Genomic DNA, 12932 nt, shown 5'->3' with positions numbered 1-12932 from the left:
CTCTATATCTGTATTTACACTCACTTGGATGTGCACAATATCACCTCAGGAATATTATGCAGTTAATCATCCAAACTGTACATTTTTAAACAATCATTTCTGTACATTCTTAGAGTAGCATTTATAGGTTATTTCCCAGTTGACTGGGAGGGGGTGCATAAGGAGTTACAGAAAAAGAATGTAACCTTAGCCTTATTGCATCATGAGTACGCAACAGAAGCACGTGAGGGCGGGAAAATTCCTTATGCTTACAGAACCTTTTGTGAGAAGTATGGAAAGTATGCGAAGAAATATAAATTAACGATGCCAATTCGGAGAAAACCAGGTGAAATTATGGAAGTGGATTGGGCTGGTTCGACATTGCATATTATGGATCGTTCTACTGGGGAAGCGATTCCGGCATATATTTTTATTGCGACCTTGCCTTACAGTCAATTAAGTTACGTGGAAGCATTCTTAGATATGAAATCACCTAATTGGCTTATCGCTCATATTCATGCATTTGAATACTTTGGTGGAGTTCCTGAAACCTTGGTACCAGATAACCTAAAAACAGGGGTTACAAAAGTACTGCGAAGTGAACCCCTTCTCAATGAAGCCTATCGTGAACTGGCGGATTATTATCGTACAGTCATTGTCCCAAGCCGTGTCCGGAAGCCTAAAGATAAGCCGAGTGTTGAAGGAGCAGTTGGCTATATTTCACGTCAGATTATCGCTTCGTTGAGAAACTATCAATGTTTTCACATAGAGGATTTAAATCAGCGAATCTTAGAAAAGCTAGAAGAAATCAATACAAGTGATTTTCAAAAACGCCCGGGTTCACGTAAAAAGGTGTTTGAGGAAGAAGAGAAATCCCGCCTTCAACAGCTTCCTCAAACACGTTACAAACTTTCGGAATGGAAAACAGCAAAAGTTCAACTGAACTACCACATCCAAGTTGAACGAATGCATTATTCCGTTCCATATGATTACGTCCGTGAACAAGTCGATGTTCGACTAACTACGGATCTAATTGAAGTTTACTTTAAAGAAACACGAATTGCATCGCATAAACGATTAAACGGGGAAGTTGGTCAGTTTTCAACAAACACGGATCACATGCCTGATAATCACAGATTATACCTGGAACATAACCCTGAAAATAATCGTAAATGGGCAGAAACAATCGGGCCTTCTATGGTGCAGTTTGTTTCTTACATCTTGGAAATGAATGCAGAAAAGAAAGCATTAAATATTCTTAGCACACTAAGAAATTTATCAACAAAACACACAAAGAAAGAACTCGAGAAAGCAACACATACATTACTTGAAATATCAACAAATCCCACAATTTCTGTTTTAAAGGGAGTATTAGATAGAAGCAAGAAGCGTAAGCAAAAATCAAATATCGATAATCAAGAAAATAATACCAATGATCATGGATTTACTCGTGGTGCTGAATACTTTGGAGGGGACAAAAAATGATAAACCAGGAAACATTACGTAAATTAACCGAAATGAAAATGGGTGCAATGGCAGAATTATATGAGCAACAAAATCAGAACAAAAATTATAATGACATGGACTTCGATGATCGTTTTAATCTTTTAGTAGATTATGAGTATGATCGCCGGAAATCAAACAGACTAGCACGATTAATCAAACAGGCGACCTTTGATGAGCCTACGGCAGCTATTGAAGATATAGAATATCATCCTGATCGCAACCTGGACAAGAATTTAATATTAGAGTTAGCAACGGGTAACTATATTCAAAATCACCATAACATTATTTTAATGGGGGCTTCAGGGAACGGAAAAACATGGATATCTAATGCCTTTGGTGTTCACGCGTGTCGCCAATTTTACAAAGTAAAGTATATTAGATTACCAGAGTTACTTGATGAATTAGCTGTCGCAAAGTATGAAGCCGATGGCAGCTTTCGAAAGATCATTCAAAAATACAAAAAGATTGATTTATTAATACTTGATGAATGGTTATTAACTGAGCTTACAGAGGAAAATGCCCTTCACGTCTTGGAAATTATTCAGTCGAGATTAAAGAGAGCATCTACTATATTCTGTTCCCAATTCTCACCGGAAGGTTGGCATTCGAAGTTGGGGCAAGCACAGGTGGCAGATGCGATTCTTGATCGTATTGTACATGATTCCTATAAAATTCTAGTTGATGGTGAAGTCTCTATGAGAGAACGTCATGGTTTGGGGGCATCTAAATGATCCCAATAGAAGTTGAAAACCGTATAGCTTACTACTTTTTTCGCATGTATTTACCTGATGAGGTAATGTTTAAAATTGAAGATAGGCTATTACCCACATGCATATGGTCTGAGGAAGAGGATTTGGATCATGATGAACTGGTTCGTTGGGCAATTGAGATTATTGATCAGCAATTAGAAGATAAACAGTTTAGATAAAATCAGCAGCCATTGGAATAGAGTAAAACTGTTTCGATGGCTGCCTATTTTTCTCTCATAATAATTAGTGGCTCTCTTCTTCGCATTCACTGGCTCTATTTTCCGCAAATGGTGGCTCAAAACTCCGCACTAGTGGCTCATTCTGTCCGCAATACTCATACGGCTGTGAAACCATTTCTGAAGAGCCTGGTGTGGGGATGTACGCCGGTTTCTGTGGGGTTGAGGCCACCAATTGTGTGCCCTTTTACCTGAAGAAAAAGCTGGAGATAACCTTCAAACGCTTACCTATTGCTGACGATTTAGGACCAAACGCCGCTCTGAAACAAAAACTCTAAATGATTAAATGTCCACGTTCAGATGTTTATTAGGACTATTTAGCTATTTAATTTTAGTATATTTACAAAAAGTGAAAAAAATGATAATTTAAAAAATATAGATTAATTCACGTTAATATGAAAATTAATCTATAATCTACTGTTTTAAAAGGAGGTGGAATATTACATGGATAACGAAGACGTAAAACATGCTAAAGTAGCAGTTAAGTATGAAGATGTTATCCCGCCAAAGGATAAATCTGGAGAAAAATTTGGTGTAGGTGCTTTGATTTCTGATAAATCGGAAGAAGTTTTCTTTGATGGGGGCAGTGCTTGTAGCAGTTCCTCCAGCGGTGGAGGAGGAGGCGGTTCTACTAATATGGTTCCGCATGAAAAAAATAATTTTAATAGTTAAAAGTAGTCGGGCCCTCACTGAATAGAGGGTCCGAAAAAATAGGATTGGAAGGGTGGCTAATGGAAGGTACTAAAGAATTCAAAGTAAATAAATTTATTTTCCATGAAAAACCTAATGAGCTTATTCTTCAAAATGCTTCTGGTGTAGTTAGGATAAAAGAGAATAGATTAATATCTTTAATTAAAGAATGGGAAAAAGGACTAGTAACTCAAGTGAAAGCAAATGATATCTTTAAAATTTTTGAAAATGATACTTTTGAATTGATAAATTTCTTAGAAGAATACGGCATTATAGAAGATGTAGAAGATCATATTATTAATTTTAATATACAAAATATATTTTTATATAGCAATGATAAGGCAATGAATAATCTTTTTAACGATTTTAAAAATAAGGGAGGAAATACTACCAACGTATCTTTAATAAACGAGAAAGAAATTACGGAAACCAAATTTAAAGAGAATGACTTATTTGTTATTTTCTTGAATCCTTATAACAAAAGGTATGCAAAAAAAATACGTGATATCTTTAAATTAAATACTACAGGAAAATTATTAATGACGTATGTGTACGGAGATGCTTTTTACATGGATACTATCTATTGCGGAGATTGGCAGAACCCATGTCACATTTGTCACATTGAAAATATAGAGGCTCAATTACGGATTAAAACAACGGGTAATTATACATATCAAAACATAATTGATTCTATTTATTCAGAAATAGAATCGTTTGATTTATATTATCCTGTAAATTATAACCAGATGATCACCATTTTCTCAAAAATAATAAATTGGTTATCCAAGTTTGTAGAATTAAAACACTCTGAGGTGGTTTTCCCAGAGGAATATCAACAATCCACAATGTTAGATTTGAAGAATATGGATACTATGAAGGATTATGTATTTCATTGGGAGCTGTGTGATTGTTATGAATAAATTTGTTAATGAACGGTTACTAAGTGATTTTTTTCAAGAAGAAGCTTTATCTCAAAATATTTTAAAGGAAGTACTAAGGTTTCATCAATCAACTAATTTCTTATTAGGGTCTGAAATTAAAACGAACCCTTTTACAATGAATATGTTAGATTGGGCTAAAAAAGTTGAAAATCGCGACACAATCCCGAGTAACAGTCCAAAAATATTATATTTGTCTGAGGCAGTTAGAAAAGAAAACAGCGGTAGCCATCGAAACTTTGTTAAAGATGAACCCGTCTCTATTAATTCTATAACTAGAATATTTAACAAATCTTTTGGGAGATCTGAAAATGGCTCTAAGAATTATCCTTCTGCTGGGGGGCTGTATCCAATATTACCCATATTATTAGTGTTTTCTTCATCTGCAATAACAGACATAAAAGAAAGCGGTTCTTATCTTTATGATGGCGATAGGAATGCTCTTATCCAACTAAAAGCGTGGGAATCCGAAGAATTGACGAAAGTTAAAAAGGCAATTCACCCCCATGGAGACCCTCTTTCTAATCTTGCTATGGTATATTCCATGGATATAAAAAAATCTATTACAAAATATAGACTGCGAGGTTATCGACATGGCTTAATTGAGGCAGGTTTAATATCCCAATCTTTTATAGATGCTTTAAATGAAGATGAAATAACCAATTGGGGGCAATGCTTATGGTCGGGATATAACGACAACTTATTAACTAAGATGGTTGGTCTCAATGTAAGAGACGCTCCTCTCGTAATAGCACAGTGGTTTGGAATTAAAGGAGAATTATCCAATGATTCACTCTGAACGAGGTAAAACATTTAATATTCCTTCAAATATATTTAATCAAGATAATTTTTTTGTTTCATTTTCCAGAATTGGTTCAGTTATCAAAGAAGGATTTTCCAATCCAGATTCTGCTAATGCAATTGGAGATAATAAATTTGCTTCTGTAATGAAATCATACTCGGAAATGGTAGAACGTCGAGCTATAATGATGGGAGGATTAAAACAAAAAAATGAACTTGTTAACACTTTTGATTTATTAAAAGAAGAACCCTCCGTTCTTCCTTATCATTTCACAACATATAGCTTAAGACATGATTTTCCCATTGATACAACTGGATCTGCAGCTCATTTTGATTCTAAAGTCGCAATACAGAATGCATTAAGCGAGTTATTAGAAAAGAATTCTTTATTTTTATTTTGGTATGGTAATCTTGGCTATAAAATTGCTGACAATCCGTTGCAAAACAATCAATATTGGCAGTTTATCATACGATCTGGTTACCAAATAGCTCAATTTTTTAATAATTATTTTTCGCCATATTACAACGTCTTAACTATAATTCAAATGGAAGGCACTATCATTTCTGCTGGATTAGGATTTCATTCAAACTTTATTTACGCGCAAAAAAAATCATTGAAGGAGTGTTTTTTATTATTTTACCAAAATGAGTCACTTGATATTGTAAATAAAATGATTAATCAAGAAGGTAATGACAACTATTTTGAACACAGACAAGCAATTGAGAAACTGTCTAACTATCCCGAATTTAAAGTAAGGCAAATAACTAAAATGACTAAAAACAAAAATGTCAGTTTGCAAGGATTAATTGATGCCTGTCCAAACTGGGTGAAAGATCTGCATCTTATTTATTTAAAGCAAGAATTTGATTCGAGATTAATTTGTGTAAAAGTCTTCAGCAAAAGTTTATACAATCATGTCCCAATAAAAAGATATTTGAATCTACGTAACGATATCAATAAAAATACAATTAAATTATCCCAGGATAATTTATCTAATCAACCCGATTGCATTTTTGTTTAGTCTTTAAAATAAAAAGCTTCAATATAGATTTGAACGGAGGTTAATTTTTAATGTATAAGGTGAAACGAGGCGTTCCTTTTTTAATCAATCAACTACAAGTCGTTCGTTCTATATTTCAAAATGACGATTATACAAATGTTATTATATCATCGTCTGGGAAAACGGGCATTAATGGAGCAGCGGTATCCCCTTCCATAAAAAAAGCATTAAAAGCAGCATTCGGGGAACATTTAGAACGAACTAGCCTATATTTAAACAGTGTCAGTTTTTCTAAAAATAGCATTTTAGCATATGATATTACGAATGATTATGTTGAAAAAATGCCCTTGGAAAGAATTTTATTAACATATGGCAGCCATCTTTTCAAAGGAAAAAATCCAGAGTTTAACGATACATGTGGTGTTGGTTCTCATACTAATTCTTTCTATTCTATAGAATCAGGTTTTTTAGAGTTTATAGAAAGACAAAGTATTATTTTTAATTGGCTTACAGCTAAAGAAGGAGAAAAAGTAAATATCTCCACTTTCGATAAAAAAAGTACGATAAAAGCAATTAATAAAGTAACTAATTATGTTGATAATATTTATTCTTTCAATATTTCTTTATCATCCAACGTTTTTGTAATTCTAAGTATAGGTGTAGGGAAAAAAAACATCGGAATAGGTTTAGCAGCAGATTGGGAAGCAGAAGACGCTTTTTTGAGCACTTTAAATGAAATGTTCCAGTTTTTTGGAAATCAAAAAAACAAATATGAACATAATGACGTAGAAAAAAATTATTCTTTTAATACGCCTTTGGAAGAGGGGGATCCTCAATATTATTTAAAATACTTTATGAAGTATTTTAATAAGGACAATCTGTTAAAAGAGTATTCTTATTTATTCGAATCTTCCCAGTTAGAGGACTATAAAAAATACAAACCAGTTAATGTTGAAGAATTAACAAGATTTATCAGAAAAATTGGTAATGAATTAATGATAGATATAAAAATGGCTTACATTCCGTCGAGAATTAAACATACACCTATAAAGATAGCGAAATTTTTAACTAATGATGGTTTTCCACACATGAAAACTGAAATTATAAATACAAAGAATATTACTTTATTAGAAAGAGAGTTCACCCCTAATAAAGGGAAGTTTTTGCCTTTTCCTTAAAACGTATAAGATAAATTCAAGTATAAAATAATCTTAAGGAGAAGTTGATAGAATGAATATGCTATTAGAATATACAAAATTATTTAGTAAAATTGCCTTTCGCAATAAGATTGGTACAATCATAACATTAATACTACCCATAATATTAATGTTTATTAGTAACAGTAAATGGCTAGATGAATCTCCTTCAAGTCACGAACTTTTGTCAGTGATTGCGATGTGGTGGGGGTACATAATTTCTATGAGTGTTATTAACGGTGTGGCTGTTAATCAAATAGAATTACGAGAACAAGGGTTTTTAAAACAATTTAAATTTATAAGTAATTCAATCATACCTATTTTTATCGGTAATGTAATATCACAATTTATCTTTACTTTTGTGTCATTAATAATATTTTGTTCAGTTGTGGTAATAGCATTTGGGGGTTCCTTAGCAGAACTTACTCTCGTTTCATGCTTAACCTTGATAATAATAACACTGCCTTTGAGTTTATATTTATCCTGGGTCCCGTCATTACCTATAAAACAAGAGACTATATCATCATTAGTAACCCTTATTATATTTCCCTTATTATTTTTGACCACGATTTTCTTTAATTCTGAAAGTTTCTTGTCGTATTTATTATTATTAAACCCAGTAGAGTTAACGCAGCAATTATCTAAAATTTTATTAAATCAGCTATTTAATTATAATTTAAATGTTGAATTTCCGATTGTGTCCATATTTTTACTTTTAGCTTTGTATATTGTTATTGGAGTTTATTTTTTGCCCAGGATAAAAATTGCTACGATAAAAACAAGATCGTAAGGAGAATACTTAATGGACATTGAAATTAAAAATTTACATCACACGTATTCTAAAGCAAGCGAAGCAGCTTTAAAAGATGTTTCAATCACTTTAGAATCAGGGAATATCAATGTAATTTTAGGTTTGAACGGGGCTGGAAAAACAACTTTATTTGACTTAATTGCTGGTGTTATACCTCGACCTAGCGAAATAACAGGGATTAAAAAATCAGATAATATTTTATATCAAGTGCAAGGGATGGGGCTATTGCCTACTTTGAAGGGGAGGGATGTCGCTCGTCTAATATTGAAAAGCGATTTTCAATTTAAAGGTCAATCTCTCACGTATGAAACTTTACTAAATCCTGATTCAGACGAAAATGAAATAAAAAAATCACAGCGCGTATGGGACATGGAATTAGGCAAAATGTCTCCTGGGGAGAGAAGGTGGCTTATGATTTCAAGTTTTTGCAAAATCGATCGAAAAGTTTATATTTTTGATGAGCCAACTTCAGGGGTAGACCCCAATTCTAAAATCTCTATTTTAAATCAAATTAAAAACCTATCTCATAGAATAGTTGTATTATCAACGCATAACCTTCATGACCTTGAACAAATTAATGGGAATATTTTTCTTTTGCACGAAGGAGAAATTATTTTTAGAGGTAATTATGATGAATTTTTGACTAAAGGTGGCAATAAAGACCCTAATGTTTGTTTTAAAAATCTTACAAATTAGGACGAAAAATTTTAAAAAGGAGGATTAGTTGTGCTAACTACTACACAAAGTGAACCTGAATTTGTACTTGACCCTGTATCTACAAAAGATATTGTAAGTTTTTCTTTTATGGTGAAAGTGGGAGTTGTAAATGAGGAAATAGATGAAAATGGCATTTCGCATCTATTAGAACATGTAATACTTAGAGGTACCAATAAAGTACAGTTGGATAATTACTTTGAGAAAATAGGTGGAAAGTATAACGCGTTCACAGGGAGAGAATTCACTTGTTATTATGCAAAGGTACTAAAAGAAGATTTTCATGAAGCTTTTTCTTTATTATCTGATTATGTTTTCAATCCCTCTTTTACAGAAGAAGATTTATTTATTGAGAAAAAGATTATAAATGAAGAAATTTTGCATTACGAGGATAATATAATGCAGAAAGTTAAAGATAGAGCTCTTTTTATAGCAACAAGAAACCACCCTGTTTCTTATGATATTTTAGGAAGCTACGAATCACTAAGTAATATAAACTTAGACCATGTTTATTCATATCATCGTAGACATTATGATCCCTCTAATATTGTCATTTCAATTTCAGGTAATTTTGAACCTGAAAGAATTCAAACTCTTAAAAATGACCTTAAAAGTAAAATTAAAAGCACTCAATCAGATAAATTTATTATATCAACTAAAGAAACCAATGAAACTAATATAAATGAAGTAAAACCAAATTTCAATTATGGGGATTTTCGTGAAAAAAATAATAAAGCAAATAAATCATATATTTGCCATCTTTACAATGGGTTTTCACGTTTTGAATTTGACAAATTACTTCCTTTGGAAATTATAAATTACTCATTGTCTGGCAGCAGAATGGCCATTTTAAATCAAGCACTGCGTGAAAAAGGAGGATATGTTTATTCCTTATATTCTTACCCTATAATTTTTCAAGGGGGAGGGTTATTAGGATTGGTTACTGCCACCAATCCTAATAACGAGAACGAAGTGCTAAACTTAATCAACCAAACTATTAAAAGCATAACTAAAAATGGTATCCCTAACGATTTGTTTATCAGTGCAAAGAAAGGGCTTAGAAGCGCATTTGTATTTGAATTGGAGAATACTTTAGACAGAATGTTTTTTTATGGAAGAGAGGCACTATTTGGAGAAAAACATTATGATAACTTTGAAGATAAACTAAACAACCTAGATATAAAGACGGTTAATGATATGTTACATGAAATTTTTGAATCAGGACAATTCTCTCTTGTTTCTTCCGGCACAAACAACGTATGACTAACACTGAGGGACAGTGATTCTGCCCCTTAGTGCCGAAAAATTTACATAATTGCGCATGCGCATTGAACAAGCATGACCAAAGTCACAAGAGGTAGATATAAATCATGACGAAAGACAGTGTTTTTGTCACTTTTTATAAAGTATAGTACAAATATAAACAGATTTATTACAAATTTGCATTGCTAGGGGATGTAATTTATGAAACGAGCTATTATTTTTATTTTTGTATTCTTACTGACGTTTATTATTATTCGGGTAATGACAATCTAAAGCTTAAAGAGGAGAAACTTAGGACTGGGATAATGTGCTGTTTTACAGTATAATAGAATGAATTTTTCCCTGTTTCTTATGGACATAAATTGTAAAAGGAATTTAATTCGAGTTTCCGTAAAAATCACGATAAGGTTTGAGAACGTAAAATGTGAGCGCAGTTTTGCCATGAAAGTCCAGAAAAAGCGGTAAAAATCGGGGATAAAATAGGAAAAAGCCTCCTGTTGTATGGTATAATGGGATTAGATAAAAACACACATGAACAGCGAGTTATCCATATTAACCATGCTAAAAATGACAACAATCGCATAGTGACCATTTCCAATTCGCTAGCTCAAGCCTGTAACATGTATCTGAAAAAAACCAAAAGCTGTAAAACATCGGATGTTTATTTTTTTGATACCGGTTCCGTTCATAATGATGGACGCGTATCTATCAAAAGGGCATATACCTATTTCAGGCGTTTCCTGAATGGTGCGGGCATAGAACATAAGGGGAAGAGTTTTGGTCCGAGGATGCATGATATAAGGGTGACATTTGCAGTCCATTCTCTTCAAAAACTGTCACAGATGCCGGATGATATTAATGTTCACCTCATGTCGCTCTCAGTATTCATGGGACACCAGTCCATTTATGGCACACAAGAGTATTTGTGGTTAACCAGCGAACTATTCCAGAACACTCTAGAAAAAATGGAAGATTACACCTCATTTGTATCATCCATTTTTGATGAAAAGGTGGATGATCTTGATGAATAAGACTTTCCCCGGAATGCTTGAACACTATGTGGTCTCTTATGTTAAGGGTGAAGCCGGGATGTCATCGGAGACACTTCGTGCTTACTACTCAGCCATAGAGCAGTATGTCGTCTGGCTAAAGGAAACTCGCAGTATCGGTATCGAAGACATTGATGTAACGCATTTTAGTAAAGAGAACATGAAATCATTTCTATCATACATTGAAATCGAGAGAAGGGTTTCCGTGGCAACAAGGAACCTTCGAAGGGCAGCGCTGGTGGCATTCCTTGCTTTTGCATCGGAAGTTAATCCACTTTATGCCAATGCATATATTGATGCAAAGAAAATCAAAAACAAAAACGCAACTAAGCCCAAAAAGCATTTCCTTACTATTGAAGAATATCAAGCTTTGCTTGAATCCATAGATATATCCACTAAGGCAGGCTTTAAACACTATATCCTTATCCATGTCATGTATGATACCGCAGCGAGGGTGGATGAAACTGTCCGGATGAATATGGAGGACTTTTCATTCGGAAAAGAAAACTCAGTCGTGATATTCGGAAAAGGCTCCAAATACCGCAGGATATATCTGACCAAACACACCGTAAAGCTGATCAAAGAGTACATTCAGAAATTTAACCTTGAAAATGGCGCCATGTTTAAAAATCGATGTGGGAACAGGATATCAGATTCTGGTATTGATTACATACTGAAAAAGTATGCAGAAACCGCATTAGAAAAACAAAAAACACTTGAAAGTAAAAAGGTATCACCGCACATTCTCCGGAGGTCGAAGGCAACACACATGCTTTTGAATGGAGCCAGTCTTCCGGTCATCCAGAGGTTTCTGGGGCATGAATCCATTCAGACTACAGAGGCCTATCTTGACACTGGCTCAGAAGCAATGTCCATAGCAGTGGAAGAAGCAGGAAAATTAATTTTTAAGGACGCTCCTGAAGAAACGGTTTCGTCATGGAAAGACCCTGACATCCTGAGAAGGCTTAAAGGAATGGTAAAGTAACTCCACAAATGATTATCCCCAGTTGGAATCTGACTGCTTCAACCGTTTAAGTTAATTTTACGGTTATTGGCTTTGAAAGTACCGTGGGAGACCAAGTACTACTGGGGGTAATCACAAACTGGTGATAACCTTAATTATCGCCAGCAAGTGATAATAAAGGGATTTTTTGACAATGTTGATCATGCCAAACTATTAAAACAAATGTGGTCACTTGGCATACGGGATAAGGCATTGCTCTCCATTATCTCACGGCTTCTAAAGGCTGAAATTATTGGAGAAGGCTTCCCGGTGAAAGGCACACCACAAGGCGGCTTATGCAAAGCTTCGCATAAGCCGCCTTATGCAAAGAAAGTAATTATGCAAAGTAATCGATTAAAATCCTTATATTTCAATGATCATATATAATTTTCTTCGCATAATATCCGAAGTGTAAAAAAAGCGCGTAAGTCTCAAATGCTTCGTGCAAAAGAATACTGAATGATCTATGTGATGAAGCAGGAAATGCTATAACTTAGTAATTCTCATTTATTATGTACGTTGTTTTTCCAGGCATAGATCTGAAAGGACAGAACTATCCTGACTTAAATAAAGGCAATGAGCACTGATTTCTTGATTTTCTGAATTAAAGAAACTCTGACATTATGCAAAGTAAATGGAATAAAAACCTTGTACTTATAGGCTTTATGAAGGTTACTTTGCATAACGGATCACTTTGCATAAGGAGGCATTTTATCTCCCTTATTGTCTAATATCGTTTTAAATGAACTGGACTGGTGGGTCAGCCATCAATGGGAAAACTTTGAAACACGAAAGACATATAAATCGTATGCTGGCAGATACAATGCAATGAAACAATCGAACTTAAAACATTGATATATCGTCCGCTATGCAGACGACTGCGCGAGCTGAAAGCTCGTCATTTCTAGTGAGTTGAAACGTACTCACACCGAAAATTTCCTATTCATTCGGTTAGTCCGGAATCATGCGGTATCGGGCAACTGGTAGCGTAGAAGC

Annotated in this window: 13 protein-coding genes and 2 pseudogenes; all 15 read left to right on the top strand. The window is 34.0% G+C overall.

All coding sequences use genetic code 11. The features are described from left to right. The first annotated feature begins 153 nt into the window (after positions 1-153). Positions 154-1464, top strand: a complete 1311-nt coding sequence (istA, locus tag IEW67_RS16460) for an IS21 family transposase (RefSeq protein ID WP_229671906.1) — start codon at positions 154-156, stop codon at positions 1462-1464. Then, complete coding sequence (gene istB, locus IEW67_RS16455) at positions 1461-2216, top strand: IS21-like element helper ATPase IstB (RefSeq protein WP_188634165.1); 756 nt, start codon at positions 1461-1463, stop codon at positions 2214-2216. Before istA ends, istB begins: the two co-directional genes overlap by 4 nt. Then, a complete protein-coding gene (locus IEW67_RS16450; RefSeq protein WP_188634164.1) occupies positions 2213-2413 on the top strand; it encodes a hypothetical protein in 201 nt (66 codons plus the stop codon). The genes istB and IEW67_RS16450 overlap by 4 nt, the downstream gene beginning before the upstream one ends. Positions 2414-2914: 501 nt before the next feature. Then, positions 2915-3142 carry a hypothetical protein gene (locus IEW67_RS16445; protein ID WP_188634163.1) on the top strand — a complete coding sequence of 76 codons (228 nt, stop codon included), beginning with the start codon at positions 2915-2917 and terminating at the stop codon, positions 3140-3142. A 59-nt stretch (positions 3143-3201) separates the two neighbouring features. Further along, entirely contained in the window at positions 3202-4080 is an 879-nt protein-coding gene (locus IEW67_RS16440) for an McbB family protein (protein WP_188634162.1), read from the top strand. After that, entirely contained in the window at positions 4073-4897 is an 825-nt protein-coding gene (locus tag IEW67_RS16435; protein ID WP_188634161.1) for a nitroreductase family protein, read from the top strand. Before IEW67_RS16440 ends, IEW67_RS16435 begins: the two co-directional genes overlap by 8 nt. Further along, entirely contained in the window at positions 4884-5921 is a 1038-nt protein-coding gene (locus IEW67_RS16430; protein WP_188634160.1) for a YcaO-like family protein, read from the top strand. The genes IEW67_RS16435 and IEW67_RS16430 overlap by 14 nt, the downstream gene beginning before the upstream one ends. A gap of 50 nt (positions 5922-5971) precedes the next feature. Beyond that, the gene (locus tag IEW67_RS16425) at positions 5972-7078 is read left to right on the top strand and encodes a YcaO-like family protein (protein ID WP_188634159.1); all 1107 of its coding nucleotides are present in this window, start codon (positions 5972-5974) and stop codon (positions 7076-7078) included. Positions 7079-7130: 52 nt separating this feature from the next. Next, entirely contained in the window at positions 7131-7886 is a 756-nt protein-coding gene (locus IEW67_RS16420; RefSeq protein ID WP_188634158.1) for an ABC transporter permease, read from the top strand. A 12-nt stretch (positions 7887-7898) separates the two neighbouring features. Continuing rightward, positions 7899-8603, top strand: coding sequence for an ATP-binding cassette domain-containing protein (locus IEW67_RS16415; protein ID WP_188634157.1), 705 nt, complete (start codon positions 7899-7901; stop codon positions 8601-8603). A 30-nt stretch (positions 8604-8633) separates the two neighbouring features. Then, the gene (locus tag IEW67_RS16410; RefSeq protein ID WP_188634156.1) at positions 8634-9884 is read left to right on the top strand and encodes a M16 family metallopeptidase; all 1251 of its coding nucleotides are present in this window, start codon (positions 8634-8636) and stop codon (positions 9882-9884) included. Between the two features lie 509 nt (positions 9885-10393). Beyond that, complete coding sequence (locus IEW67_RS16405) at positions 10394-10915, top strand: tyrosine-type recombinase/integrase (RefSeq protein WP_229671908.1); 522 nt, start codon at positions 10394-10396, stop codon at positions 10913-10915. Then, on the top strand, positions 10908-11918 hold the full coding sequence (locus IEW67_RS16400) for a tyrosine-type recombinase/integrase (protein ID WP_188634166.1): 1011 nt from the start codon (positions 10908-10910) through the stop codon (positions 11916-11918). The genes IEW67_RS16405 and IEW67_RS16400 overlap by 8 nt, the downstream gene beginning before the upstream one ends. A 147-nt stretch (positions 11919-12065) precedes the next feature. Continuing rightward, positions 12066-12233 (top strand): annotated as a pseudogene (locus tag IEW67_RS18245) (group II intron reverse transcriptase/maturase); the annotation flags it as partial. Positions 12234-12638: 405 nt separating this feature from the next. Beyond that, a pseudogene (locus tag IEW67_RS18605) lies at positions 12639-12788 on the top strand (group II intron reverse transcriptase/maturase); the annotation flags it as partial. Positions 12789-12932: the final 144 nt, after the last annotated feature.

This window comes from Lentibacillus kapialis, assembly GCF_014646635.1.
Taxonomy (GTDB): Bacteria; Bacillota; Bacilli; order Bacillales; family Amphibacillaceae; genus Lentibacillus; species Lentibacillus kapialis.
The sequence above is the reverse complement of the archived record's forward strand: the minus strand, read 5'-3'. Positions and strand labels throughout refer to the sequence as shown.

Bases quoted from the DNA above. Each gene is read 5' to 3' on its own strand.
- istB (WP_188634165.1), top strand. From the start codon at position 1,461: ATGATAAACCAGGAAACATTACGTAAATTAACCGAAATGAAAATGGGT.
- IEW67_RS16450 (WP_188634164.1), top strand. From the start codon at position 2,213: ATGATCCCAATAGAAGTTGAAAACCGTATAGCTTACTACTTTTTTCGC.
- IEW67_RS16445 (WP_188634163.1), top strand. From the start codon at position 2,915: ATGGATAACGAAGACGTAAAACATGCTAAAGTAGCAGTTAAGTATGAA.
- IEW67_RS16440 (WP_188634162.1), top strand. From the start codon at position 3,202: ATGGAAGGTACTAAAGAATTCAAAGTAAATAAATTTATTTTCCATGAA.
- IEW67_RS16435 (WP_188634161.1), top strand. From the start codon at position 4,073: ATGAATAAATTTGTTAATGAACGGTTACTAAGTGATTTTTTTCAAGAA.
- IEW67_RS16430 (WP_188634160.1), top strand. From the start codon at position 4,884: ATGATTCACTCTGAACGAGGTAAAACATTTAATATTCCTTCAAATATA.
- IEW67_RS16425 (WP_188634159.1), top strand. From the start codon at position 5,972: ATGTATAAGGTGAAACGAGGCGTTCCTTTTTTAATCAATCAACTACAA.
- IEW67_RS16420 (WP_188634158.1), top strand. From the start codon at position 7,131: ATGAATATGCTATTAGAATATACAAAATTATTTAGTAAAATTGCCTTT.
- IEW67_RS16415 (WP_188634157.1), top strand. From the start codon at position 7,899: ATGGACATTGAAATTAAAAATTTACATCACACGTATTCTAAAGCAAGC.
- IEW67_RS16405 (WP_229671908.1), top strand. From the start codon at position 10,394: ATGGGATTAGATAAAAACACACATGAACAGCGAGTTATCCATATTAAC.
- IEW67_RS16400 (WP_188634166.1), top strand. From the start codon at position 10,908: ATGAATAAGACTTTCCCCGGAATGCTTGAACACTATGTGGTCTCTTAT.